Annotated in this window: 20 protein-coding genes; 10 read left to right on the forward strand and 10 right to left on the reverse strand. The window is 72.1% G+C overall.

Annotation, left to right across the window (positions count from 1 at the left end; all coding sequences use genetic code 11):
- Positions 1-78 precede the first annotated feature (78 nt).
- Positions 79-1,020: an expansin EXLX1 family cellulose-binding protein gene (locus ACZ7OY_RS31265; RefSeq protein ID WP_471914531.1), complete on the forward strand. Its 942-nt coding sequence runs from the start codon at positions 79-81 to the stop codon at positions 1,018-1,020.
- Positions 1,021-1,092: 72 nt separating this feature from the next.
- Here the strand turns inward: ACZ7OY_RS31265 and ACZ7OY_RS31270 are convergent, their stop codons facing one another.
- Complete coding sequence (locus tag ACZ7OY_RS31270; protein ID WP_471914532.1) at positions 1,093-1,626, reverse strand: GNAT family N-acetyltransferase; 534 nt, start codon at positions 1,624-1,626, stop codon at positions 1,093-1,095.
- Between the two features lie 263 nt (positions 1,627-1,889).
- On the opposite strand from ACZ7OY_RS31270, the gene ACZ7OY_RS31275 reads away from it, so the two are divergent.
- Positions 1,890-3,677: a glycoside hydrolase family 15 protein gene (locus ACZ7OY_RS31275; protein ID WP_471914533.1), complete on the forward strand. Its 1,788-nt coding sequence runs from the start codon at positions 1,890-1,892 to the stop codon at positions 3,675-3,677.
- 50 nt (positions 3,678-3,727) lie between these two features.
- Here ACZ7OY_RS31275 and ACZ7OY_RS31280 read toward each other — a convergent pair whose 3' ends face one another.
- From ACZ7OY_RS31280 to ACZ7OY_RS31305, 6 genes are all read right to left on the reverse strand, one after another.
- The gene (locus tag ACZ7OY_RS31280) at positions 3,728-4,771 is read right to left on the reverse strand and encodes a cytochrome d ubiquinol oxidase subunit II (protein ID WP_471914534.1); all 1,044 of its coding nucleotides are present in this window, start codon (positions 4,769-4,771) and stop codon (positions 3,728-3,730) included.
- Complete coding sequence (locus ACZ7OY_RS31285; protein ID WP_471914535.1) at positions 4,768-6,204, reverse strand: cytochrome ubiquinol oxidase subunit I; 1,437 nt, start codon at positions 6,202-6,204, stop codon at positions 4,768-4,770. Before ACZ7OY_RS31285 ends, ACZ7OY_RS31280 begins: the two co-directional genes overlap by 4 nt.
- A 39-nt stretch (positions 6,205-6,243) precedes the next feature.
- A complete protein-coding gene (locus ACZ7OY_RS31290; RefSeq protein WP_471914678.1) occupies positions 6,244-7,038 on the reverse strand; it encodes an SDR family oxidoreductase in 795 nt (264 codons plus the stop codon).
- 233 nt (positions 7,039-7,271) lie between these two features.
- On the reverse strand, positions 7,272-8,852 hold the full coding sequence (locus ACZ7OY_RS31295) for a GMC oxidoreductase (protein WP_471914536.1): 1,581 nt from the start codon (positions 8,850-8,852) through the stop codon (positions 7,272-7,274).
- Positions 8,853-8,963: 111 nt separating this feature from the next.
- Positions 8,964-9,929 (reverse strand): cyclase family protein, encoded by a 966-nt coding sequence (locus ACZ7OY_RS31300; RefSeq protein WP_471914537.1) that lies wholly within the window; start codon positions 9,927-9,929, stop codon positions 8,964-8,966.
- Between the two features lie 328 nt (positions 9,930-10,257).
- A complete protein-coding gene (locus tag ACZ7OY_RS31305; RefSeq protein ID WP_471914538.1) occupies positions 10,258-11,037 on the reverse strand; it encodes an SDR family NAD(P)-dependent oxidoreductase in 780 nt (259 codons plus the stop codon).
- Positions 11,038-11,252: 215 nt separating this feature from the next.
- On the opposite strand from ACZ7OY_RS31305, the gene ACZ7OY_RS31310 reads away from it, so the two are divergent.
- The 3 genes from ACZ7OY_RS31310 to ACZ7OY_RS31320 all read left to right on the forward strand — a co-directional run bounded on the left by ACZ7OY_RS31310 (position 11,253) and on the right by ACZ7OY_RS31320 (position 14,577).
- Positions 11,253-12,077 (forward strand): maleylpyruvate isomerase family mycothiol-dependent enzyme, encoded by an 825-nt coding sequence (locus ACZ7OY_RS31310; RefSeq protein WP_471914539.1) that lies wholly within the window; start codon positions 11,253-11,255, stop codon positions 12,075-12,077.
- Positions 12,078-12,215: 138 nt separating this feature from the next.
- Positions 12,216-12,998, forward strand: coding sequence for a MerR family transcriptional regulator (locus tag ACZ7OY_RS31315; RefSeq protein ID WP_471914540.1), 783 nt, complete (start codon positions 12,216-12,218; stop codon positions 12,996-12,998).
- Between the two features lie 631 nt (positions 12,999-13,629).
- Positions 13,630-14,577 (forward strand): MHYT domain-containing protein, encoded by a 948-nt coding sequence (locus tag ACZ7OY_RS31320; protein ID WP_471914541.1) that lies wholly within the window; start codon positions 13,630-13,632, stop codon positions 14,575-14,577.
- Between the two features lie 117 nt (positions 14,578-14,694).
- On the opposite strand, the gene ACZ7OY_RS31325 is transcribed toward ACZ7OY_RS31320, so the two are convergent.
- Complete coding sequence (locus ACZ7OY_RS31325) at positions 14,695-15,264, reverse strand: hypothetical protein (protein WP_471914542.1); 570 nt, start codon at positions 15,262-15,264, stop codon at positions 14,695-14,697.
- 201 nt (positions 15,265-15,465) lie between these two features.
- On the opposite strand from ACZ7OY_RS31325, the gene ACZ7OY_RS31330 reads away from it, so the two are divergent.
- The 5 genes from ACZ7OY_RS31330 (at position 15,466) to ACZ7OY_RS31350 (ending at position 21,943) form a co-directional block, all read left to right on the forward strand.
- Positions 15,466-16,347, forward strand: coding sequence for an oxygenase MpaB family protein (locus ACZ7OY_RS31330; protein WP_471914543.1), 882 nt, complete (start codon positions 15,466-15,468; stop codon positions 16,345-16,347).
- Between the two features lie 44 nt (positions 16,348-16,391).
- Positions 16,392-17,150, forward strand: a complete 759-nt coding sequence (locus ACZ7OY_RS31335) for an SDR family oxidoreductase (protein ID WP_471914544.1) — start codon at positions 16,392-16,394, stop codon at positions 17,148-17,150.
- A gap of 288 nt (positions 17,151-17,438) precedes the next feature.
- Entirely contained in the window at positions 17,439-18,410 is a 972-nt protein-coding gene (locus tag ACZ7OY_RS31340) for a RodZ family helix-turn-helix domain-containing protein (RefSeq protein WP_471914545.1), read from the forward strand.
- Between the two features lie 48 nt (positions 18,411-18,458).
- Entirely contained in the window at positions 18,459-20,657 is a 2,199-nt protein-coding gene (locus ACZ7OY_RS31345; protein ID WP_471914546.1) for a glycosyltransferase, read from the forward strand.
- Positions 20,654-21,943: an acyltransferase family protein gene (locus ACZ7OY_RS31350; protein WP_471914547.1), complete on the forward strand. Its 1,290-nt coding sequence runs from the start codon at positions 20,654-20,656 to the stop codon at positions 21,941-21,943. Before ACZ7OY_RS31345 ends, ACZ7OY_RS31350 begins: the two co-directional genes overlap by 4 nt.
- Positions 21,944-22,046: 103 nt before the next feature.
- Here the strand turns inward: ACZ7OY_RS31350 and ACZ7OY_RS31355 are convergent, their stop codons facing one another.
- Positions 22,047-23,528, reverse strand: a complete 1,482-nt coding sequence (locus ACZ7OY_RS31355) for a pyridoxal phosphate-dependent decarboxylase family protein (RefSeq protein ID WP_471914548.1) — start codon at positions 23,526-23,528, stop codon at positions 22,047-22,049.
- Positions 23,518-25,029, reverse strand: coding sequence for an MFS transporter (locus ACZ7OY_RS31360; protein ID WP_471914549.1), 1,512 nt, complete (start codon positions 25,027-25,029; stop codon positions 23,518-23,520). The genes ACZ7OY_RS31355 and ACZ7OY_RS31360 overlap by 11 nt, the downstream gene beginning before the upstream one ends.
- Positions 25,030-25,147 lie beyond the last annotated feature (118 nt).

Below are 25,147 nucleotides of genomic sequence, written 5' to 3' on the forward strand. Positions count from 1 at the left end.
CGGACCCGGCGGCAACCTTTCCGCCGCCCGCGGCCACTGAGGCGTACGACAGTGACTCGGACTACCGGACGGACGAGGATGAGAGCAACCAGGCGGGCCGCGCGAAGCGGCGGCCGCAGGATCGGACTGACGGCCGGCGCGGTGCTGGCACTGGTCGCCGTGGGCGTCCTCGTCCATCTGGTGACGGCGTCCCCGCCCGGCCCCGGGACGGACACCGGCCGGGCCGCGGCCACGCCCGCGGCCGGAGCCCGTACCGCCGTACCGGCCGCGACACCGTCCGCGCCGGCGTCGGAGGCGGCGCGCAGGTCCCCGAGCGCGGCGGCCGCCACGACCACCGCGGCCGCTGCCGCGGCACGGCCGTCGGCCACCGGCACCGGGCGCTCGGTGTCCGCCACGGCCGCCCTCGCCGGACGGATCCGGCCCCAGACCCGCTACCGCGGCGTCGCCACGTCCTACGACGCCGGAGACGGCGACGGCGCCTGTCTGTACGGCCCGGCCGACGACCTCATGGTTGCGGCGATGAACCACACCGACTACGAGTCGGCCCAGGCGTGCGGGGCCCATGTACTCGTCCGCACGAGCGGCGGCGCGTCCGTCACGGTCCGGATCGTCAACGAGTGCCCGCTGCCCTGTGCGCCCGGTCAACTCGACCTCAGCACACAGGCGTTCGCCAAGCTCGCCGATCTCTCGGCCGGACGGATCCCGATCACCTGGGAGCTGGTGAGCCCCCGCACGGTGGGCACCCTCTCGGTCCGGTACAAGACCGGGTCCAGCCGCTACTGGTGCGCGATCCAGGTGATCGGCCACCGCAATCCCGTGGCACGCCTGGAGACCCGTACGGCCGAGGGCTGGCGGCGGTTGCCCCGTACCGACTACAACTACTTCCTCGCCGAGGACGGCGGCGGGTGCGGCGGCGCGATCCGGATCACCGACATCTACGGGGAGCAACTCACCGTCGACGGCATCGCGTTGCGACCGGACGCCGTACAGGCGACCCGGGTCCAGTTCGCGGCGCACTGACCGTGCCCGCCCGCGCCCGCCGGGCCGCCCGGCCGTCCCCCGCGGCCGACCCGTGCGGCCGGGAGCGTGGCGTCAGTCCTGGTACTCGGTGAGGTCGATGCCGTACAGCCTCAGGTCGTAGCCGTGCCCGGGGTCCTCGGTGACGCCCTCCGGCTGCATACCGAGCTTGTCGAGCACGTTCGCGGAGGCGGTGTCACCGGTCCGGCAGGCGGCGACGACCCGGTCGAGGCCCCGGTCCTGGAGCGCGAACTCCAGTGCCGCGTGGGCGGCTTCGGAGGCGTACCCCTGCCCCCAGAACACCCGCCCGAGCCGCCAGGAGATCGCCACCTGGCCGGCGATCTCGGCCGGCGCGTCCGGTACATGCAGACCGACCGCGCCGGCCAGTTCCCCGGATCCGAGGAGCTCGACCGCGAAGATCCCGAAGCCTTCCTCGTCCCACTCCTCCTCCCAGTCCTCGATGTCCTGGGCGGTCCGGTCCAGCGAGCGCGGCACGCCGTCGCCGATCCAGCGCATCACCGCCGGATCGGCCTGGATCTCGGAAAGGGGGACAAGGTCGTCGTCCAGCCATCGGCGCAGGACAAGACGGGGGGTGCGGATCTCGCTCATGGCCCCATACTGCCGACACCGGCGCACGAGTGCGAAACCGCGGCGCCCGCGGACCGGCGGCACCCGGGAGGCTGTGGTCACCGTGCCCGTCCGGACCGTGGCCCGTCAGACGGGCGTTGCTTGACCGTGCACGAGTGCGTTTTCGTGGCATGGGTGAGCGGTTGACGGCGGGTGCCGATGGGCGGGAATGGGAGTTTGCCAGTCGAATGCGTGACCTTTTCGGGCGAGGTTCGTTGGATGGGGCAGTGCGGTGCTGAGTGGGGGTGGGTGGGGTGCGGGAGGTGGCGGCGTCGTTCGTGGTGCCCGGTCCCACGGGGGTTGCGGTCCGGGCCCGGCTGAGGGTGTCGCAGGCGGACGTGGCGGTGCTGGCCGAGGTGGGGGTGTTCCTCGGGTCGCTGGCCGCGGGTGATCTCGCGATGCGTGTCCGGCAGGGTCTGGAGCATGATGCGGCCGGGTGGGCGGTGCGCAAACGGGGGCTGACCGGCGTCTCGTCCGCCAGGTGGGCGGGCAGTATCACGAAGGCCACGCATGACCAGTGGGCGCTGGCCCGGAGGGGACAGGCGGCCGAGGCATCCTGGCTGCGCGGGCAGATCGCGTCACTCGAAGCGCGGCTGGCCCGGCCGCTGGGCGCGAAGGCCGACCGATTGGCGGGGCTGGCCCGCGGATACGCGTCCCGGCCGGAGTGGCATGCTAAGTCCCGCCGCCTGCACGCACTCCAGGACCGGCTGGCGAAGGTGGAGGCGGACCGGGCGGCCGGCCGGGTGCACGTGGTGCGCGGCGGCAAACGCCTCGCCCATGTGCGCCACCACCTCGACCAGGCCGGGCTGGGCGAGCAGGCGTGGCGGGAGCGGTGGCGGGCGGCGCGGATGTTCCTGACGGCCGACGGGGAGTCCGGCAAACGCTTCGGCAACGAGACGATCCGCGTCACCGACACCGGACAGATGCTCCTCAAGCTCCCGGCCACGCTGACTCATCTGGCCAACGCCCCGCACGGCCGCTACCTCCTCGACGAGAGCGTCACCTTCACCCACCGCAGCCGGGAATGGCTGGAGCGGATCACCGCCGACCGGGCCGTCGCCTACCGCATCCACCACGACACGATGCGGGGCCGCTGGTATGTGACCGCCTCCTGGCAGCGCACCCCCGCCCCCATTACCGTGCTGCCGCTCCAGGCGGCGCTGGCGCGGGGTGTGGTCGGTGTCGACATGAACGACGACCACCTCGCCGCCTGGCGCCTTGATGTGCACGGCAACGCGGTCGGCGAGCCCCGGCGCTTCTTCTACGACCTCATGGGTACGGCCGCGCACCGCGACGCGCAGATCCGGCATGCACTGACCCGCCTGCTGCACCACACCCGTACCACCGGGGCGGCGGCGATCGCCGTCGAGGATCTCGACTTCGCCGACGGCACCAGCCGGGAGAAGCACGGCCGCAACAAGCGTTTCCGTCGGTTGATCTCCCGTTTCCCTACCGCGAGACTCAGGGCGCGGCTGGTGTCGATGGCCGCAGAACAGGAGATCGCGGTGGTCGCGGTCGATCCGGCCTACACCTCCCGGTGGGGCGCCCAGTACTGGCAGAAGCACCTGACCAGCAGCACCCGCAAGGTTTCCCGACACGATGCCGCGAGCATCGCGATCGGGCGACGCGCCCTCGGACATCCGATTCGGCGTCGGACGGCACCGCCCCCTGCTCACCGGAGCGATGAGCAGGGGCATCGGACCGCCCAAGCCGTACCGGACACCCGAAGGCGTGAGGGACCCCGCCCCCGCATCCCCGGACCACGGACAAGATCCGTGCCGCCCGGCCGCGGAGCGAAAGCGGGCGACCAGAACACCCAACACCGTTCGGGGCGTTCGGCTGAGCAACCGCAGTCCTGGAGTCAGGACTCACTCCCGCTCAGTCTTCAGGAACGGTACGCCAACCATCTGGGCCTGTACTCCGAGGAGATCGACCCGACGGGCCGTCAGCTCGGCAACTTCCCGCAGGCGTTCACGCATCTCGCCCTCATCGACTCGGCCCTCACGCTCGACGCGGCTCTCGACGAGAGGTAGTCCGGCGGCGGTCAGGTCGGTCATGGCCGGCCCGATCCGGACGAAAGGCCCTAGGCTGTCTCGTCGCCGGCGCCGTCGCGCCGCAGATCGGCGTCGGTGAGGCCCTCCAGCTCGCCGTGGGTGTCCAGCCAGTACAGCAGGGCGACCGCGGGGAAGACCAGCAGGACGGCGACGAGGGTGATCAGCCCCAGCCAGCGCAGTGCGGCGGAGGCGCCCGCGCCCTCGGCGACCGTCAGCGAGGTCGGGATCAGATAGGGGCGCTGCGCCATGCCCCAGGCGATGACGGCGGACGCGACCACGCCGACCGTCGTGACCCGGGACCACGCTCCGGAGGGACGGACCAGCAGCCCCGCGGTGGCGAGCGTGGCCAGCACCGCCACGACGACGAAGACCAGTCCCACACCGTGGGTGAGGCCGTGCCACACATGGGGCGCGTCCCCGTGGGTGACGAACAGGGTGACGACGGCGAGCACGGCGACCGCGGCGAGGGCGCCCAGGGCCCGCCGGCGGAAGTAGCGGTCCAGGTCCGGCGCGCCGAAGCGCCGGGCGTCCGCGGCCAGGAAGACGGCGCCGAGCGTCGCCGTGGTCGCGACGGCCAGCAGACCGAACAGCAGGGACGTGGGGTTGGCCCAGACGCCCGTGGACGCCGTCGTGGTGGCGGTCACCCGGCCCGAGGCCACTCCGCCGGCCGCGGCACCGAGGAAGAACGGCGTCAGCAGCGAGGAGACGGCGAACACCGCCCCGTACAGGCGTCGGCCGGCCAGCCGTCGGGCGGGCTTGCGCAGGGCGAAGCCGGCGCCGCGCAGCACGATGCCCACCGCGGCCAGTGCCAGGGGCAGCCACATCGTGGTGAAGACCTGCTGGAAGAAGACGGGGAAACCGGTCCACATGATCACCAGCACGAAGATCAGCCAGACGTTGTTGACCTCCCAGACCGGCTCCATCGCGTGGTCGATCAGCCATCGCGGGCGTCTGCCGCGCTCCGTGCCGCCCGCCGTCAGGTCCCAGAAGCCGGCGCCGTAGTCGGTGCCTCCGCCGCAGGCGTAGGCGGCGATCGCCAGCAGCAGGACGGCGGCGATGACCCCCGCGATCACAGCCGGCTCCCGGCGGAGCGCGGCCCGTACGGCGTGTCCGTCTCTGGCAGGTCGCTCTGCGGTGTCCCCTGCGGCGGCCCGCCCTGCTCGTCGGCGAGCCGCCAGCGTGAGCGCATCTTCAGCAGCACCGCGAGGAACGATCCGAACACGAAGACGTACACGACGACGATCAGCCCGAACATGATCCACAGGCCGGTCGGGCGGGTGGCCGTCACCGCCTCGGCGACCCGCATGTTCTGGTAGACGATCCAGGGCTGGCGGCCCACCTCGGTGGTGATCCAGCCGCACTCGACGGCGACCACGGAGGCGACGCCCGCGCACGCCGCGCCACGGTAGAACCACGGGGAGGCGGGCAGCCTTCGGCGCCGGAGCCACAGGACGCCGTACCACAGGGCGAGCAGGAGCAGCAGGGAGCCGATCCCGACCATGGTGTCGAAGGTCCAGTGGATGAGGGTGGCCTGAGTGGGCGTCGGCCGGTCGCTCGCGGGCACCGCGGTCAGCCCGGTGACCCGGGTGTCCGGGCGGAAGCCGGCCAGGACGGAGTCGAGCTGTGGGATTTTGATACCGCCCGAGATCGTCCCGTCCGGGTGCAGCCGGCCGAACAGGTACTCCGGCATATGGGTGTCGGTCCTCCAGACGATCTCCATGGCCGCGAACTTCACCGGCTGCTTCTGGAACACCTGCCGGGCGATGGAGTCGCCGAGCACGAACTGCACGGGGGTGCAGACCGCGGCGAGCGTGAAGGGGACCGTGAAGCCGAGCCGGTGGTAGCGGTCGCGGCGGCCGCGCAGCCATCCGACGGCGTAGACGCCGCCCACGACATAGCCCGCCGTCACGAACATCGCGAAGACGAAGTGCCAGTACTCCGGGCCGAACATGGGGGTGAAGATCGCCTTCCAGATCCGCACGTCCACCGGGTTCCCCGCGGAGTCGAGGGTGAAGCCCCGAGGGGTGTTCATCCAGGAGTTGGCGGCCAGGATGCCGAAGGCGCCGAGCAGTGCCACCAGCGGCAGGGGCAGCGCGAGCAGGAAGTGGGTCCGGGAGGGCAGCCTGCGCCAGCCGTAGAGGTAGACGGCGATGAGCACGGCCTCCAGGAAGAACGCCCACGCCTCGACGCCGAAGCCGATCCCGAACACATCACCCCACCGGCCCATCATCCCCGGCCACAGCAGCCCGAACTCGAAGGACAGCACGGTGCCGGTGACCACACCGATCGCGAACTGCACCGCCATGACGGCCGACCAGCGCCGGGCCAGCAGCAGAGCGGTGGCATCGCCGCGGCGCAGGCCGTAGCCGTGCATGACGAGCGTGATCAGCGGCAGCGCCACCCCCAGCGGCACCAGGATGATGTGGGAGGCCAGGGTGAAGGCCATCATCGACCTGGCCGGCAGCGTCTGCGCCGGTACGTCCGCCAGCAGCAGGATCGTGTGCATGTGTCGTCTCTCCCGGGCCGACGCGGGTGGCGATGCCGGTCAGCCGCCGGTGGCGAAGCCCGGGAAGAGCGTCATCCCGCCGTCGACGTACAAGGTGGCGCCCACGACGTAGTCCATGAGGTCGGAGGCGAGGCCCACGGCGGCGTGGCCGATGTCCTCGGGATCGCCGATCCGGTCGTACGGGATGAGCCGCAGCAGATCCCGCCGGGCCTCGGGCGTCTCCCAGGCGCTGCGGTTGATGGGGGTCCTGATGGCTCCGGGGGCGATCGCGTTGACGCGGATCTTCTTAGGGGCGAGCTCCTGGGCCAGGGTCTCCATCATCATCTGCACACCGCCCTTGGAGGAGGCGTAGTTGACGTGCCCGGCCCAGGGGATGATCTGGTGCACCGAGCTCATGCAGATGATCTTCCCGGCCGCGCGCGAGACCTCGGGTACGACGCCCCGCCGCAGGAACTCCTTCGTGGCCTCGCGGGCGCACAGGAACTGCCCGGTGAGATTGACGTCCAGGACCTTCTGCCACTGGGCGACGGTCATCTCGGTGAAGGGCGCGTCCCGTTGGAGTCCCGCGTTGGCGACCAGGATGTCGATCGTGCCGAACTCCTCGACCATCCGGTCCATCATGGCGACGACCTGCTGCTCGTCGGAGACGTCCGCCTCGTAGGCGGCGGCCCGGACCCCGAGGGAGGTGATCTCCTCGACCACTTTCTCCGCCTCGTCGCCGCCGGCCACGTAGTTGACCACGACATCGGCCCCCGCCCGGCCCAGAGCGACGGCCGTGGCCCGGCCGATACCGGAGTTCGCGCCGGTCACCAGTGCTTTCTGTCCGTGCAGCAGGTGGGCCAGGTTCACGCCCCGGGGTGTCCCCTCGGTGGAACTCACGATGTCCTGCCCCTTCACCGCGCGCCTGCGTCCACCGGGCCCGTCGCCCGGAGATCCGGGCATCAGACAAGCACCGGGCGGAGATGGGGGCACGTCGGGGCGGACCGGGTTGCGCTGTCCGGTGGAGGATCTTCGCCCGGTCGGCTTGGCCGCCGGCCCCCGGTCGGTGTCCGGGCGGCAGAGCGGGCTCAGCCCAGCCGCTCCAGCAGGTGGTCGCCCACCCGGAGGGCGTTCGCCATGGCCGTCAGCGACGGGTTCACCGCGCCGATGCTCGGGAAGAAGCCGGTGTCGACGACGTAGAGGTTGTCGAGGTCGTGGGCCTTGCAGTTGACGTCGAGGGCCGAGGACGCCGGATCGGTGCCGAACCGCACCGTGCCGGCCTGGTGCGCGGTGGCACCGATGGGCATGCCCTTGTGCAGGTAGATGCTGTGGGACAGCAGCCGGTGCTCGTGCATGCCCAGGTGGCCGAGCATGTGCTGCAACTTGTGCCGCAGCCGCTCCAGTCCGGCGATGTTGTTGCTCTCGTCGAGGGTGAGCCGGATCTGGCCGTCCTCCTCCAGGGTCACCCGGTTGTCCGGCCGCGGCAGGTCCTCCCCGCACAGCCAGAAGTCGACGGCGTGATGGGCCAGGACCTCGAACGGCAGGTCCGGCGTGACCGCTCCGGCCCAGCGCGGGGCCTCGCCGTGGATCTGCTCGGCGTCCGACTTGCCGAGCATCTGGATGCCGCCGAGCGGGAACTCCCAGTCGTCCGCGCCCAGATACCAGTCGTGCAGGGCGAGGGTCTTCTGGAACTGGGTGTCGTTGGGCTCCTTCGAAACGGCCATCAGCGCAAGGTTGTTGTGACGCATGTAGTGCCGGCCGACCACGTCGGAGCTGTTCGCCAGCCCGCGCGGATGCCGGTCGTTCGCCGAAGCCAGCAGCAGCGCCGCCGAGTTGACGGCCCCGCACGCCACGACCACGATGTCCGCCGAGAACCGGGCCTCCCGCTCGCCCGGCAGCTCCGCGACCACGCCGGTGACGCTGCGTCCGGTGGGGTCGGTCTCCAGCCGCGTCACCCGCGCGTCGGTGACCAGCTCCACGTTCGGGTGCGCCAGCGCCGGTTCCACACAGATGACCTGGGCGTCCGACTTGCCACGGACCAGACAGGGGAAGCCGTCCACCCGGTTGCAGCGGATGCAGACGCTGGAGTGGGTGGCCCGGCCGTTCTCGTCCTGGGTGAGGTTCACCCCGATCGGCAGATGAAAGGGATGCAGCCCCTGCTTCTCCAGGTCCAGGCTCAACTGCGCGATCCGCGGCTCGTGTTCGACCGGCGGATAGGCGTACTGGGCGCTGTACGGCCCCTCCCCGGGGTCCTCACCGTGCCGCCCGTGCACCAGATAGAGGTGCTCCGCCTGGGTGTAGTACGGCTCCAGGTCGTCGTAACCGATGGGCCAGGCGGGGGAGATGCCGTCATGGTGACGGAGTTCGCCGAAGTCCTCGGGACGCAGCCGGAACAGCGCCGCGCCGTAGAACTTGGTGTTCCCGCCGACGTAGTAGTTCACCTCCGGCGGGAACTCGTTGCCGTGCCGGTCCAGCCAGAACTCCGGGGCCCGGTACTTGCCCTTCACGAACACGGCCGTGGAGTCCCAGTTGTCGCGCTCGCGCGGCAGATAGCCGCCGCGTTCGAGGACGAGGATCCGTCTGCCGGAGGGGGCCAGCCGATGGGCCAGCGTGCCGCCGCCGGCACCGGTGCCGATGACGATCACGTCGTACGGGGGCAGGGCGTCCATGGCAACCACCGTCCTTGTCGACGCGGTCCGCGGCCGGTGCGGGTCTCCCTCTTTCGAACGTACGCGCAGTACGGGGGTGCGGCACCCGGAGCCGCCCGCGCACCCGTGGGGTCACAGCACGGCGATCGGGTTCACCGGGGAGCCGGTGGCCGCCGGGAGCCGCAGCGGGGCGACCACGCACAGGAAGTGCCGGCGCTCCTGCTGCTCGCACACCTCCACCAGTTCCTCCAGGTCGAGCCAGTCCAGCAGATGCAGTCCCAGGGCGTTGACGGCCAGCACATGCACGGGGAACGCGACCCCGGCCACCGCGCTGGGCGCGGCGTCGCTGTTGCCGTCCGACCCCAGGACGGACACACCCCGCTCGGCCAGGAAGTCCATCGCCGTCGGATGCAGCCCCGCCCGGGCCCGGGTCACGTCCCAGGGGCCGAGGCTGCGCCGCCGCAGCCGGTGTCCCAGGCGCACGAACAGCAGGTCGCCCGGCCCGACCGTGGTGTGCTGCGCGGTCTCGGCCGCGACGAGGTCCTCGGCGGTCACCTGGTCCCCGGGTTCGAGCCAGGGCACCCCGCGCAGCCGTGGTACGTCCAGGAGGACACCCCGGCCGACGATGCCGTCCCGGACCAGATCGAGGGTGAGCGCGCCCGCACCCTCCGGTGTCACCGTGCTCGCCGGGACCCCGCCGTACAGCTCGCCGTCGAAGATCACGTGGCACAGCGCGTCGAGGTGGCTGTCGACGTCGCCGTGCACGTTCATGGCGAACCGGTCCCGGGCGAACACGAGCCCGGACGTGCCGTTCTCGTCGTGCGTGGGAGCCGTCATCCGATGGGACGCGGGATCGGGGCAGTCCGGGGCACCGTGCGTCTCGACGGTGGCGGCCAGCGACACGGTGCGGCCGCACCGGACCTCCGCGGCGGCCGCCACGACCCGCTCCGCGGTCAGCAGGTCCAGCGTGCCGCGCCGTCCCCCCGCACCGTCCTGGGCCTGCCCCCGCAACCGGCGGTACAGGTCACGGAAGGCCGCCTCGGACAGCGGTGGCGGTGCCACGGGGCGCGGGGGTACGGGCTGCTGGTCCGGGGCCATCGGGAACTCCTCCTCAGGAGGGCGGCGGCGCCACCGCCACGGAGCCGGCCAGGGCCGCGACGCCACGGAGCCGATCAGGGTCGCGACGCCACGGAGCCGATCAGGGTCGCGACGCCACGGAGACGATCAGGGCCGCGACCTCCCGCACCCTGCGCCGGGCCGTCACGACGACCGGGACCGCCCGGACGCCCGGTCGGCTCCTGCCGCCACCGAACCATGCCGAGGCCCGGACCACACGCCGGCCCCGGGCAGCTTGCGCCGATCGGCCGAACCTCCTGAGCTCTCGGTGCACGCAGATGCCGCCGGGCCCCACTCCCGTCCGGAGCCCTCAGTGCACGGAGAGGCCGCCGTCGACGAAGATCGCCTGCCCGGTGACATAGCCGGACGCGGGGCCGGCGAGGAACACCGCGGCACCGGCGAAGTCCTCGGCCAGACCGTTGCGTCCGACCATCGTGCGCGCGGCCAGTTCCGCCACCCGCTCCGGGTCGGACGACAGCCGTGCGTTGAGCGGGGTCATGACGAAGCCGGGCACCAGCGTGTTGCAGGTGACACCGTAGGGCGACCAGGCCTCGGCCTGGGAGCGGGCCAGCGACTCCAACGCGCCCTTGGAGACCCCGTAGGCGCCGCTCTGCACGAACGCCCGGTGCGCCTGCTGGGAGGTGACATGGATGATCCGCCCGAAACCCCGCTCCGCCATGCCGGGCCCGAACCGCTGGCCCAGCAGGAAGGGCGCCTCCAGGTTCACCGCCATGGTCGCGTCCCACACCTCCTCGCCCAGCTCGCCCATCGGCGGCCGCAGATTGATCCCGGCGCTGTTGACGAGGATGTCCGGCTCACCGAAGACCGCGGCCGCCCGCTCCGCCGCCGCGCGTACCCCCTCGCGGGTGCCCAAGTCCGCGCTCACCCAGGCGGCCCGGCAGCCGTCCGCAGTCAACTCGTCGACCGTGGCGGACAGTTCGGACTCCCTGCGGGCCACGATCACCACACGCGCGCCGGCCCGGGCCAGAGCCCCGGCGATGCCCCGGCCGATGCCGGAGCTGCCGCCCGTCACCACGGCGACCCGGCCGTCCAGCGAGAACAGATCGGAGAGATAGCGGTTCGAACTCATCCCCGCACCCTAGACGTCCCGCGGGCACCGGCGTCGGACCGCCCGCGGGACGGACACCGCCGCACCTCCGCCCGTCCGCGGCCGTCCGCCCGCGAGTCTTGTCGCGGGCGTCGTCGCCTGGTCTACTCCCGGTTGATCCGTCATGCGTGCGCCCCACCGGTCGCGCCCGCACACGGCACGGCACGGCACCGCACGAGATCGAGGACGGGAACGGCGTGGAACCAGTGGCTGGGCAGGACGTACGAGGCACGCTGCCCGAGGGGCTCGGCGCGGCCATACGGGACACCGCCGAGGAGATCGCCGCACTGCTGCGCGAGGACGCCGACATGGGGCTTCCCATACCCGGGGCGCAGTGGAACGTCGGGGAGGCGGCGGCACACCTGGCGCAGGCCAACGAACTGATGGCCGACATCGCCGCAGGACGCCCGCGTGGCTACGGGGACGGCACACCGCAGAGCCTCGCCGCGGCCAACGAGCAGGCGCTCGCCGCCTTCGACGAGCGCCGGGCCGGGCCGCTGGCCGCGATGATCGTGGAGCATGCCGACGCCTACCTCAAGGCGTGGGACGAGGGCACCGCGGCCGAGGGGACCCTCGTCAGCCCGCTGGGCCCGATGACCCCGCAGGTGCTGGGCTCGTACCTGCTCACGCACATGCTCGGCCACGGCTACGACCTCGCCCGCGCCCTGGGCCGTCCGCACATGATCGACCGTGCCCGGGCCGAGCTGACCCTGCCGTTCCTGATCACGGCCATGCCGCGGGTGACCGTCCCCGCCCGCACGGCCGGGCTGACGGCCCGCTACGCGATCCGCCTGTGGAGCGGCGGCCGCTTCGGAGTGACCCTGTCCGACGGCGAGGTGTCCGTCGAGCCGGGGCTGCCGGCCCGCCCGGACTGCACCATCCACATCGAGCCGGTCACCTTCCTGCTGATGGCCCTCGGCCGCCGTCAGCAGTGGGGAGCGCTCGCCCAGGGGCGCATCCTGGTGTGGGGCCGCAAGCCCTGGCTGGCACCCCGTTTCCCGACCCTGTTCGAGGCGCCCTGAGACCGGGTTTTGTGGCGCGAGGTTCGGCGGCGGTGCGCTCCGCAGCGCGGTGACGAAGTCACGCATGTCCCGAATCGGGTTCTTTCCCTGTTCGGTTGAACAACCATTGAGACTTCTGAGAACTTTGACCCTGCGGTCATGTTGGAAGACTCAAAACCGGTGATCATCTTGCGACCATCCGATCTCGCCCGCGAACACGGACTCTCCGCCCAGGCGGTCCGCAACTACGAGCGGGAGGGGTTCATCCCGCCCGCCGAGCGCACGCGGAGCGGGTACCGGATCTACACCGAGCTGCACGTGGCGGCGCTGCGCGTCTACCTCTCCCTCATCCCGGGCTACGGCTACTCGGCCGGCGGCCAGATCATGAACGCGCTCCACGGCGACGAGCTCGACGGCGCCCTGACCATCATCGACCGTGGCCACGGCCAGCTGCTGCGCGACCGCGACACCCTCGACGCCGTCAGGAGAGCGGTGGACCACCTGACGGCGGAGTCCGACGCCGGCCCGCGGCACCCGACGGCCCCCGTCCCGCGGACCATCGGCGCACTCGCGCGCCGGCTCGGCGTCACCCCGGCCACCCTGCGCAACTGGGAGGACGTCGGCATACTCAGCCCCGCACGCGACCCGGCCACCGGATACCGCGTCTTCCGGCCGAGCGACATCCGCGACGCCGAACTCGCCCATCTCCTGCGGCGTGGGGGATACCCGCTGGACCACATATCCACCGTGGTCGAGCAGATCCGCACGGCCGACGGCGGCGACGCCCTGTCCAGCGCCCTCGACGACTGGCAGCTGCGGCTGCGGGCGCGCGGTCTTGCCATGCTCGACGCGGCCACCCATCTCAGCCACTACCTGACCCTGTTGAGAACGGGCCTGGACCCGGCCCTCGCGGCGCCGGGCACCACCCGGAACACGGGCTGACCCAGGGCACCGGCGCGTCCCGTACGCCCATGCCTGAGCTGCCGCCCGGAGTCGTTCAGGACCAAGAGGCCGAGTAGGTCGAGGCGCGCTGAAATCACCGTCAAGGTGAGTAAACGGTCATGGGTCGTGAGTCGGTGCGAGTCGGTTCTCTACGGGCATTCGCCTTATCGCGTGGCACTGTTGACCAGCGGCGGGCCCCGGACACGGGGATCGATCCGGCCAGACAAGGACAAACGCCTCCACCGGTCCGCGTATCGATGCGGCGAGCCGGGGGAGAGGGGTGGGAGGCGAGTGAGAGGCGTGTGTTTAACTTGTAAACACATCGAGCAGGTGGGGCGCACAGGTCGTCCGGCGCCGGTGCTCTGACCGTTCGTCAGGGCCTCCGCGCGACGCAGTGCACACCCGGCCTGACCGATCCACGACGCGGCCGGCGACAACCGCCGACCGAACCCGGTCAGGTGCCGCCGCGCGTGCTGGTGCCCCGGCCCTCCCGATCGCAGTGACCGGGCAGCGGTCCGGGCCCGTCGCGGCTCCGGGACACCGGGCGGAGCGGTCGCACGGCACTGTGCCGGCCCACCCGCCGTCCGGCTCACCGCAGCCCTGTGCCACCACGCAGTTGAAGGAACACCTCATGACCGCAGACGTCTCCAACTTCTACTACGGCGCCGTGACACCCATCGCGGCGTACGTCATGGCCTGTCTGGGGGCCGCGCTGGGACTGCGCTGTACGACACGTTCGCTGCGGCGCTCGGACCGCAAGGCCAACTGGCTGCTGCTGGGTTCCGTGGCGATCGGCTGCGGCATCTGGACGATGCACTTCATCGCCATGATCGGCTTCAGCGTCGGCGGTGCGCTGGTCAGCTACGACTCCGGACTCACCCTCTTCAGCCTCGCCGTCGCGATCGCCGTCGTGGCCGTCGGCGTCTTCCTCGTCGGGTACCGCGGTGCGTCGCGCTCCAATCTCGCGATCGCGGGCACCATCACCGGTGTCGGCGTCGCGGCGATGCACTACCTCGGCATGGCGGCGATGGACGCCCACGGCTCCATCGAGTACGACGCGATGACCGTCGTGCTGTCCGTCGTCATCGCCGTCGTCGCCGCGACGGCGGCCCTCTGGGCGGCCGTCTCCATCCAGGGACTCTGGTCCACCCTGGCCGCGAGTCTGGTGATGGGAGTCGCCGTCACCGGTATGCACTACACCGGCATGTCCGCGGTGTCCGTCCATGTCGACGGCGTGATCGAGTCCTCGCAGTCGTCCACGAGCCTGCTCGGGTTCCTCCTGCTCATGCTGGTCGGCCCCTTCATCGTCCTGCTGGTCGCGGCGGTGATCGTGATGTTCGACCCCGACATGATGGTCAGCGACGAGGAGCCGACGACCTATGTGTCGGCGCCCGCGTTCGAGATGCCGCAGGCGTTCGAGGTCTCCCAGTGGCAGCCGCGGCAGCCGTCGCAGCCGCAGCCCTACGAGGTGCCGCAGCCGCAGGGCTACGAAGCGCCGCAGTCGCAGCCGCAGTACCCGGACTCCGCCGCCCCGGCCGCGGACGACAGCCGTCCCGAGGGTTCCTACGCCTCCTGGTGACCCGACCACGCCGGGAGACGAAAGGCCGACCACGTACGTGGCCGGCCTTTCGTGGCGTTCCAGGACCGGACCTCCACGGCCGGGCGGCGCTGTGCCGGTCGTACGCCGGTCCGGTGATCAGTTGGCGGGCTCGGACGGTCCGCCCGCCCGGTCGAGCTCGTCGGCGAAGGCGCGCAGCGCGTCGGCCAGTTCCCGCTTCGTGGGGAGCTGGTCGACCTTCCTGTCGAGTTCCGTGATGCGTCGCTCCAGGTCGGCCAGGTCGCCCGGTGCGGAGGGTTCGCCCGAGGTGGTGGGCTCGGGGGGGACCGTGGGGTCGTCAGGCGTCGTGGACGACGGCGTCGGACCGCCGCCTCCGGTGCTCCCGCCGTCCGACGTGCCCCCGGTGATGTCTTCGCTGCTGCCGTCGATCGTGTTGCCGGTGTCGCCACCGGTGGTGTCCGCCCCGACGCTGTCGCCGGGTCCCCCGTCGACCGAGACCGTGCCCGACACGGAGGGGACGGGACCGGAGCCGTCGTCCGAGCCCGCGGCCAGGGCGACGCCGACGCTGAGGGCGACCAGGGCGGTCGCCCCCGCCACGGCGGCCAGAAAGCGTCCGAGCGGGGCGGAACGCAGTCCGCCGGACCGCTGGTGAAGGGTCTGAGGGTCCTGAGGGTTCTGACGATCCTGAGGGTTCTGAGTCTCAGCCATGGGGTGACGTTAACCAACGGTAATCACCGGACGGAGGGCTTCCGTCGACGCCGCCGCGAAGCGGGCCGGACGGGTGGGGCGAGTGGGGCTGTGGTGTGTGGTGGGTTGCGATATAAAGAAGTGGTAAATGTTTCCCGGTGGCCCGCTCCGGGCACCACGGAGAGGCGGAGGCGTCAGGACCGCTCTGTCGAGGTGAGGACCGTGACCGACACGGAAGCCAGGACCGCCCGCGGGGAACCGGACCCGCTCACCCCGCAGACGATCCTCTGGGACATCGCCGGTGACCGCCGTCTGCTGCTCTCGCTGCCCGCCGGCTTCGTCCTCCAGGTCGCGCACCCGGCGGTCGGCGCGGGCGTCGACGCGTACTCCGTGTTCCGCACCGACCCCTGGGGGCGCCTCGACCGGTCCCTGGAGTCGCTCCAGCTCTGGATCTACGGCGGTGAGCGCGCCGCCGAGGAGGGGCGCCGGCTGCGCCGGCTGCACCGCACCATCAACGGCACCGACACCCGGGGCCGCCCCTACCACGCACTCACCCCCGCCTGCTACTCCTGGGTCCACGCCACCGCGTACGCCGTCTTCCTGCGCGCCGCCCAATACCTCGCACGGCCCCTGACGCCCGCCGAGAGCCTCCGTCTCTACGACGAACTCCGGCAGCTCGGACGCATCCTCGGCATCAAGGACCGCGACATGCCGGAGAACCCCGAGGCGTACTGGGCGTACTTCGACGCGATGGTCCGCGACGAACTGGAGATGACGCCGGTGGCGAGGGAACTCCTCGACCCGAGGCGCCCCGTCCCGGCGCCCCCGGGCGCATCCGCCCCGGTACGACTGCTGTGGCCGGTGCTGCACCCACCGCTGACCCGGCTGCGTGTGTTCGTCACCGTGGGGCTGCTGCCGCCCGTGGCCCGGGACCGTCTCGGCCTGGCCTGGACACCCCGGGACGAACGCCTGCTGCGCGGGTTCGGCGCGGTGCTGCGCACCCTCTTCCCGCTGCTGCCCGAGCGCGTCCGCTACCTGCCCCTCGGCTATGCGGCACGCAGGGCAGCACACCCCGACCGCCCGCGCCGGAGGCCTCGTCGGTGACGCCGGACGGCGACGGGCGGTGACCCACGACGAAAGGAACGGACATGAAGATCGCGGTTCTCGGCGGTACGGGTCTGATCGGCTCGCGTGTGGTCGCCCGCCTGAAGGAACAGGGTCACGAGGCGACGCCGTTCTCCCTGTCGACGGGCGTGAACGTCCTCACCGGCGAAGGGCTGGCCGCAGCGCTCGCGGAGGCCGAGGTGGTCGTCAACCTGACGAACTCGCCCACCTTCGACGAAGCCTCGCCCGAGTTCTTCCGTACGTCGATGGGCAACCTGCTGGAGGCGAGCCGTGCGGCGGGCGTCGGACACGTGGTGGTGCTGTCCATCGTGGGCGCGGACGGGGTGCCCGAGCTGGACTACTACCAGGCGAAGGTCCTTCAGGAGGACCTGCTCAAGGCCGGCGGCCTGCCCTACTCAGTTGTACGGGCCACCCAGTTCATGGAGTTCGTCGACGCCGTGCTGTCCTGGACCACGGACGGGGACACCGTCCGGCTGCCCAGCACCCCGCTCCAGCCCATCGCCGCCGACGACGTCGCGGCCGCGGTGGCCGACGTCGCCATGGGCGCGCCGCTCAACGGCACCCTGAACGTCGCGGGCCCCGAGGTCTTCCCCCTCGACGAGCTGGGGAGCATCACCCTCGCGGCCGAGGGCGGAGCGGGCCATGTGGTCACCGACGGCACCGCCGGGATGTTCGCCGTCCCCAAGGGCGACGTCCTGGTCGCGCCCGAGGGCTCCCGTATCGCCCCCACGCACTACCGGGACTGGATGGCGGCCCGCGCCGACCGGGGGTCGCAGGGCTGAACGGTCCTCTCCGTCCGGTTCCCTCCCGTTTCCTGCCTGTTCGGAAGGCGCATCGCCGTCCGCTGTGAAGCAAGTTCCTGCCAGGGTCAGTTTTTAGACACCTTTGAACATCCGTTACTGTTCACCTCTCGAACATAAACCACACGCTTCGTACACGTGAGCTAGGTTTAGCGTCCAGCATCAGGTGGACGGAGATGCTCGGGGCAGGCGGGGGCCTGGTGCGGCCGAGATGCGCTCGGAACTGTGCGCACATCCACGACAGTTCCGTGGGGGATGGGGTACGTGAACATGTGGCGGAAAGACGCCGTATCCGAAGAGGCGGAAGACGCGTCCGGGCCTGAAGCCGGTCCGGCCGAACGGACCGGAGCCGACGGCCGGATCGACACGGAGCGGACCAGGGCGCCTCAGAGCGACACGGCGCAGACCCGGGTACTCCTGGCGGACCTGAACAAGTCCAGGCAGTCCGCCGCTCCGGAGACGGTCGCCATGCCGAACAGCCGGGCGGCGCGCCTCCCGCTCGCGGATCCGGGTCCCGCTCCGGCCCCGGCCCGGACGCAGGCCCCGGTTCCGGCCCAGGCCCAGGCCCCGGTCGAGGAATCGGACGAACCGCTCCACGACCCGCACGAACTCACCGTGCAGATGGCCGCCGTCGGCTGGCCGGCCCCCGAGAACCCCACCCTGAACGGCCGCCCGGACGACCGCGACGGCAGCCCCGTCTTCGTCGACGAGTCGGGCCGGCGCAGCCGTTGGCTGCGCAGGCTGGGCATGGCCATCGGTGTGGCCTGTGCCGTCTACTCGGTCGTCATCGTCGCCACCCTGGTCTCCGGCAGCTCGAACGCGCCCTGGCTGCCCGTGCCCGCGCAGGACGGCGAGGTGCCCGCGAGCCAGGTCGAGCCCTCGTCGGTGCCGTCGCAGTCCGCGCAGCCCTCGGACCCGGCCGACGCCACGCCGAGCGCCGACGCCGCGCAGGACGCCGCCACACAACCGTCCACGGGCGACGCCGTGGTGACACCCGGCCCCACCTCGGGCCCGAGCAGATCGACCGCGTCCTTGCTCCCCGAGCCGTCCGTGCACGCGACGCACAGCACCGCCGGCTCCGCGGTGACCACGCCTCCGGCCGCCTCGTCGCGTCCCCCCGCCGCCTCGCCCACCGTGAGCGCGTCGGGCACCGGTGGGAGCAACCCGTCACCGACCGCCGTGGACGTCCTCGGACTCGGCGCACCCGCCGGCGGCCCGAACCCGGCGACGCCCGCCTCCTGACACCTTCGCGTGCCCCGTCCGTCCTTTGTCCCTGGAGCACCACTTCCGATGGCATCCCCTGACCGCCGTGGCCGGGTCGCGGCCGAGGCCCGCGCCGGTTCCCGGCGCCGCCTGCCGATGCGCCTGCTGCTGCCCGTGCTCGTCCTGGTCGCCATGATGGCGATGCTGATGCTGCGCGGCTATGTGCACAGCGAGATCCTGGCCGATCACCGTATCCGGCCCGAGGCCTCGTCCGACCGGGTCCCGGAGAAGATCCTGGACGGCGGGCCGGTGATCGACACCCGCAGCGGCCGCACCGCGAGTCTGCGCGTGCCCGACCACCGTCTGGTCCTGACCTTCGACGACGGCCCCGACCCGACCTGGACCCCCAAGGTCCTGGACGTGCTCAAGAAGCATCACGCGCACGCCGTCTTCTTCGTCACCGGCACCATGGCCTCCCGCTACCCGGACCTGGTCCAGCGCATGGTCGACGAGGGACACGAGGTCGGCCTGCACACCTTCAACCACCCCGACCTCTCCTACCAGTCCAAGAGCCGCATCGACTGGGAGCTGTCGCAGAACCAGCTCGCGCTCGCGGGCGCGGCCGGCATCCGGACCTCGCTGTTCCGGCCGCCGTACTCGTCCTTCGCCGACGCCATGGACGACAAGTCCTGGCCGGTCACCGAGTACATCGGCTCGCGCGGCTACCTCACCGTCGTCAACGACACCGACAGCGAGGACTGGAAGAAGCCCGGCGTCGACGAGATCATCCGGCGGGCCACGCCCAAGGGCGGCAAGGGCGCGATCGTCCTGATGCACGACTCCGGCGGCGACCGCCACCAGACCGTGCAGGCCCTCGACCGGTTCCTGCCGCAACTCCAGAGCCAGGGCTACGAGTTCGAGAACCTCACGGACGCCCTCGGAGCGCCCAGCGCCCACACGCCCGTCACCGGCCTCGACCTGTGGAAGGGCAGGACCTGGACCTTCCTGGTGCAGGCCTCCGACGGGATCACCGACGTGCTGGTGGTCGGCCTCGCGGTGATCGGCGGCCTGGTCATCAGCCGGTTCGTGCTCATGCTGCTGCTGTCGGCCCTGCATGCGCGCAAGGTGCGCCGCCGTGACTTCCGCTGGGGTCCGCAGCCGGTCACCGAACCGGTGTCGGTGCTCGTCCCGGCGTACAACGAGGCCAAGTGCATCGAGAACACGGTCCGTTCGCTGATGGCGAGCGAGCACCCCATCGAGGTGATCGTCATCGACGACGGTTCCTCCGACGGCACCGCCCGGATCGTGGAGGCCATGGGGCTGCCGAACGTGCGGGTGATCCGGCAGCTCAACGCGGGCAAGCCCGCCGCCCTCAACCGCGGTGTGGCCAACGCCCGGTACGACCTGATCGTGATGATGGACGGCGACACCGTCTTCGAACCGGCCACCGTCCGCGAGCTGGTGCAGCCCTTCGCCGACCCCAAGGTGGGCGCGGTCGCGGGCAATGCCAAGGTCGGCAACCGCAGTTCGCTGATCGGCGCCTGGCAGCACATCGAGTACGTGATGGGCTTCAACCTCGACCGCCGGATGTACGACGTCCTGCGCTGCATGCCCACCATCCCCGGCGCGGTCGGCGCCTTCCGCCGCTCCGCGCTGGAACGCGTCGGCGGCATGAGCGACGACACCCTCGCCGAGGACACCGACATCACCATGGCCATCCACCGCGACGGCTGGAAGGTCGTCTACGCGGAGAAGGCCCGCGCCTGGACCGAGGCCCCGGAGTCGGTCCAGCAGCTGTGGTCCCAGCGCTACCGCTGGTCATACGGCACCATGCAGGCGATCTGGAAGCACCGCAGGGCCGTCGTCGAAAGCGGCCCGTCCGGCCGCTTCGGCCGCGTCGGCCTGCCCTTCGTCTCCCTGTTCATGGTGCTGGCCCCGCTGCTGGCCCCGCTCATCGACGTCTTCCTGCTGTACGGGGTGGTCTTCGGCCCCACCCAGAAGACCATCGTGGCCTGGCTGGGCGTTCTCGCCGTCCAGGTGGTGTGCGCGGCCTACGCCTTCCGGCTCGACCGCGAGTCCATGGTCCACCTGCTCTCCCTGCCCCTTCAGCAGATCTTCTACCGACAGATCATGTACGTCGTCCTGCTCCAGTCCTGGATCACGGCCCTGACCGGCGGCCGGCTGCGCTGGCAGAAGCTGCGCCGCACCGGCGTCGTGGAAGCGCCCGGCGGCGCGGTGCCGCACCAACGGACCGGCGACGGCGGCGATCGGAGGCCCGTGGCATGAATCAGGGACCCATCACCGGGGCCGGGACCGGCCCCGAGCGGACACCGGCCCTCGGCGTCCCGCGGCAGCGGACGGTCGGCGTCCTGCCGGTGCCGGCCGCCGCGGCGCCCGCACCGCAGCCCGTCGCGGCCGGCTCCGGGAAACCGGGACGAGACCGCTATCTCGACCTGCTGCGCTCCATCGCCCTGGTCCGCGTGGTCGTCTACCACCTGTTCGGCTGGGCCTGGCTGACCGTGCTGTTCCCCTCGATGGGGGTGATGTTCGCGCTGGCGGGCTCGCTGATGGCGCGTTCGCTGAAGCGTCCGGCGGCAGGCGTCGTCCGAAGCCGGATCCGGCGGCTGCTGCCGCCGCTGTGGGCGTTCAGCGCGGTCGCGCTGGCGATGATGTTCGCGGCCGGCTGGAACCCGGCGAAGGACCCGGACCTCGGCGGGACCTGGGGCGTCGTCGAGCTGTTCGACTACGTCGTCCCGTTCGGGGCGCCCCCCTTCCCCTGGCATCTCGGTTCCCGGTCCGGACTGCTGGAGGACACCTGGGCGGTCCAGGCCGCGGAGGTGCTCTGGTACCTGCGGGCCTACCTGTGGTTCGTGCTGGCCTCGCCGCTGTTGCTGTGGGCGTTCCGCAGGGCGCCCTGGCCGACGCTGTTCGCGCCGCTCGCCCTGACGGCGGTGGTGGGCACCGGGGTCGTGAAGATTCCCGGCGAGACCGGCAACGCGGTCACCGACTTCGCCGTCTACGGTGGCTGCTGGGTGCTGGGCTTCGCCCACCACGAGGGACTGCTCAGCCGGATCCCGCGTTACGTGGCGATCTCCTGCTCGTCGCTGCTCATGGCCTTCGGCCTGTGGTGGGCATCGGGTCACAAGGGACCCGACGGCTGGGACCTCAACGACATCCCGCTGGCCCAGGCGGCCTGGTCGTTCGGGTTCGTGGTGATCCTGCTCCAGTACTCCCCGTCCTGGCAGGAACTGCCCAGGCCGCTGGCCCGCTGGGACAAGCTGATCACCCTCTCCAACAACCGGGCGGTCACGATCTACCTGTGGCACAACCTGCTGATCCTGGCCACCGTCCCGATCATCGATCTGGCCTACAACCTCCCCATCATGGAGGGGGAGCGGGCCTCGGCGATCCTCGACTCGACGTACAACCTCTGGATGTTCGTCCTGGTCTGGCCCCTGATCGGCCTGATGATCCTGGCGACCGGCTGGATCGAGGACATCGCGGCGAAGCGGAAGCCGCGCCTGTGGCCGAACGGGCGCAAGCCGAAGTCGGGGCACGCGGCCCGCGGCTGAGCCGTGCCCTCCGCGTCGTGCCCTCCGGGTCGTGCCCTCCGGGTCGTACCCTCCGGGTCGGGCTGACCCGGAGGGCACCGCACGCGGTGCGCCCGACGGCGGCTCAGATCCGGAAGAGCGTCCCCACGAACTCGGTCAGCAACCGCTCCTTGAGCCGCCCCGGCAGCGCGTCCAGCAACGCCAGCACCGGCGCCATCCTCGCCGGCAGTCCGGCCCCCTCGCCCAGGCCCGCGAAGGCCAGCACCCCGGCGACCTCCTCGGGCGTCAGGGCGTCCGGGTCCAGCTCGGCGGCGAGTCGCACCAGGCCCGGATCGACGGTCAGCGGACCGGCCGTGCGTGCCGCCTTCAACGCCGGTGCCAGATCGGCCAGCAGTGCCTCCACCCGGTCGCCGGTCGCCGGAGTCAGCGTCAGATGCAGGTTCGGCGGCAGACCGTCGTACGACAGCTGCGGCTGGAGGTACCAGCCGCGCTCGCGCATCTCGTCGGCCAGGTGCAGGACGAGGGACAGGTCGGGCGCGCCGTCGGCGTCCGTGACGGTGAACGCGACCAGGCTGCCCGACGGCTCGCCCAGGACCCGGATGCCCTGTACCGCCCGCAGCCCCGGTACGAGCCGGTCGGCCGCGTCGGCCACCCGGCGGGCCAGCGCGGTGTATCCGTCGTCGCCGATGTGCCGCAGCACCGCCCAGGCCTGGGCCAGGAGCCCCGCGGACTTCGTCCCCTGCATCGTCGGGTTGACCACCGGATAGCCGGGCCAGCCGGCGTGCGCGAAGTACTGGTGGCGGCGCAGCTCGCCGTCCCGGTACAGGATCACCGAGGCGCCCTTGTCGGCGTACCCGTACTTGTGCAGATCGACCGAGAGCGACGTCACGCCCGGGACCGAGAGGTCGAACGGCGCGACCGTACGGCCGGTGCGGCGCAGGAAGGGCAGGAACCAGCCGCCGATGCAGGCGTCCACATGGCACAGCACCCCGCGCTCCGCTGCCGCCGCCGCGATCTCCGCCACCGGGTCCATCACCCCGTGCGCGTACGACGGCGCCGACGCCACCACCAGGACGGTGCGGTCGGTCAGCGCGGCCGCGACGGCCCCGGCGTCGGCGCGGAAGCTCTCCGGGCGGACCGGCACCACCACGGTCTCCACCCCGAGGTAGTGGGCGGCCTTGTGGAACGCCGCGTGCGCGGTGGAGGGGAGCACCAGCTGGGGACGGGTGACCCCGCGCACCGCGCGCGCGTGGTCCCGCGCGGTCTTCACCGCCAGCAGGATGGACTCGGTGCCGCCGCTGGTGAAGGTGCCCTGCGTGCCGGGGACGCCGAGGAGTGCGGACACCGCCCCCACGACCTCGTTCTCCAGCCGGCCCACGCTCGGGAACACGGTCGGGTCCAGGCCGTTGACGGTGGCGAAGGCCCCGTACGCGGCGCCGGCCAGTTCGTCCAGACCCGGCAGCCCCGCGTCGTACACGTAGGCGAACGTGTGGCCGCCCCGGGTCGGGGCGTCACCGGCACGCAGCTCCCGCAGTTCGGCCAGCAGCTCCTGCGCGGACCGGCCGTCCGGCAGCGCGGCGGAGGAGGGGGCGGGTTCAGCGGACACGGCGGGTCCCTTTCTGGGCAGTGGCGTTCGGTGCGGGTGTTGCGGGGTCGGCGGGTGTGGTGGGCGGGTCCTCCGGGGCCGGGACCGGGGCCGGGACCGGGACTGGGACTGGGGCCGCGGCCGACCGGCGTGCGTACACGGCCAGCAGGGCGCAGCCGGCGAGCGAGAGCAGCGCGGGCAGCAGGCTCATCCCGGCGCTGATGCCGACGAGGGCCGCGGCCGGCTGGGCCACCTCCTCGGACGCCTCCGAGGAGCGGAAGCCGGTGACCGCCAGCACCGCGGCGAACACCCCGCTGCCCAGGGCCAGGGCCAGGGTCTCCGCCGCGGTCCACAGGCCCGTGAAGGTGGCGGCCCGGCGCCGTCCGGTCCGTGCCGTGTCCGCGGCCAGGGTGTCCGCGAGCATGGTCAGCGGCAGCAACTGGAGCCCCGCGTACGCGACCCCGACCAGGGCCACGGCCACGTACCCCACCCAGGGGGAGGTGTAGCGGGTCAGGAACACCAGCGCGGCCGCGCCGGTGAACAGCAGCGAGGCGCACCACTGCGCGAACACCGTGCCATGCGCCCGCGCGAGGCGGTTCCACCACGGCATCATCAGCACCAGTGGGCCGATCATGCAGGCGAACAGCGGGGTGACGGCCTCCGGCGAGCCGACGACGTAGGTGGCGAAGTACTGCACGCCCGCCAGCATCACGCCCACCGCCAGCGCCTGCACCGTCCACATCGCGACCAGTGCGGTGAAGACGGGGTTGTCGCGGGCGACCGCCAACTGGGCGCGCAGGGACGGCTCCGCCTCGCTGCGCGCCACCGTGGGAGCGCGCCGGACCGCACGCCAGGCCCCCAGCATGCCCGCGGCCAGCAAGGCCGCGACGACCACGCCCATGGTCCGGTAACTGCCGGGGGTGTCGCCGTCGGCGTGGGCGATCGCGGGGGCCAGCGCACCGGAGAGCAGGATGGCCACCCCGAGGAAGCCCACCCGCCAGGCCAGTACCCGGCCGCGCTCGGCGGGGTCCTCGGTCATCTCGGCCGGCAGGGTCACGTACGGCACCTGGAACACCGCGTACGCGGTCGCCGCGAGCAGGAACAGCACCGCCACGTAGCCCGCGGCCCCGATGCCGTGCAGCGGGGGCGCGGCGAAGAGCAGCGCGAACAGCGGCGGCAGGGTGAGCGCGCCGGCCAGCAGGAACGGCCGGCGCGAACCGCCCTGGAGCCTGCTGCGGTCGGCCGCCGCGCCGACCAGGGGGTTGATCAGCACGTCCCAGGCCTTGGGCAGGAACACGGCCGCCCCGGCCAGTGCGGCGGGGACCGCGAGGACGTCCGTCAGGTAGTACAGCAGGATCAGACCCGGCACGGTGCCGAACGTGCCGGTCGCCAGGGACCCGAGCCCGTAGCCGATCCGCACCGAGCGCGGCAGCGGAGGTCCTGCGGCCGGGGACGCGGGGCCGGGCGAGGGCGGCTCCCCTGGGGCGGCCGCGGGCGGGCCGGCGGGTGTCGACTCGTGCATGGTCGTCCTGAACGGTGTGGGGGCGATGTGCGTGCTGTGGTGCGGACCGCGATGTCCGCGGTGGCGGCCGAGGCGGTCCGCGGCCGGGCGAGGCGGTCCGCGGGGCCGCCCGGGGGAG

This window comes from Streptomyces sp. NPDC107559 (assembly GCF_055657365.1).

Coding starts and splice junctions, on each gene's coding strand:
- ACZ7OY_RS31265 (WP_471914531.1), top strand. CDS start 79: ATGAGAGCAACCAGGCGGGCCGCGCGAAGCGGCGGCCGCAGGATCGGA.
- ACZ7OY_RS31270 (WP_471914532.1), bottom strand. CDS start 1,626: ATGAGCGAGATCCGCACCCCCCGTCTTGTCCTGCGCCGATGGCTGGAC.
- ACZ7OY_RS31285 (WP_471914535.1), bottom strand. CDS start 6,204: ATGCACACGATCCTGCTGCTGGCGGACGTACCGGCGCAGACGCTGCCG.
- ACZ7OY_RS31295 (WP_471914536.1), bottom strand. CDS start 8,852: ATGGACGCCCTGCCCCCGTACGACGTGATCGTCATCGGCACCGGTGCC.
- ACZ7OY_RS31300 (WP_471914537.1), bottom strand. CDS start 9,929: ATGGCCCCGGACCAGCAGCCCGTACCCCCGCGCCCCGTGGCACCGCCA.
- ACZ7OY_RS31305 (WP_471914538.1), bottom strand. CDS start 11,037: ATGAGTTCGAACCGCTATCTCTCCGATCTGTTCTCGCTGGACGGCCGG.
- ACZ7OY_RS31315 (WP_471914540.1), top strand. CDS start 12,216: ATGTTGGAAGACTCAAAACCGGTGATCATCTTGCGACCATCCGATCTC.
- ACZ7OY_RS31320 (WP_471914541.1), top strand. CDS start 13,630: ATGACCGCAGACGTCTCCAACTTCTACTACGGCGCCGTGACACCCATC.
- ACZ7OY_RS31325 (WP_471914542.1), bottom strand. CDS start 15,264: ATGGCTGAGACTCAGAACCCTCAGGATCGTCAGAACCCTCAGGACCCT.
- ACZ7OY_RS31335 (WP_471914544.1), top strand. CDS start 16,392: ATGAAGATCGCGGTTCTCGGCGGTACGGGTCTGATCGGCTCGCGTGTG.
- ACZ7OY_RS31340 (WP_471914545.1), top strand. CDS start 17,439: ATGTGGCGGAAAGACGCCGTATCCGAAGAGGCGGAAGACGCGTCCGGG.
- ACZ7OY_RS31345 (WP_471914546.1), top strand. CDS start 18,459: ATGGCATCCCCTGACCGCCGTGGCCGGGTCGCGGCCGAGGCCCGCGCC.
- ACZ7OY_RS31350 (WP_471914547.1), top strand. CDS start 20,654: ATGAATCAGGGACCCATCACCGGGGCCGGGACCGGCCCCGAGCGGACA.
- ACZ7OY_RS31360 (WP_471914549.1), bottom strand. CDS start 25,029: ATGCACGAGTCGACACCCGCCGGCCCGCCCGCGGCCGCCCCAGGGGAG.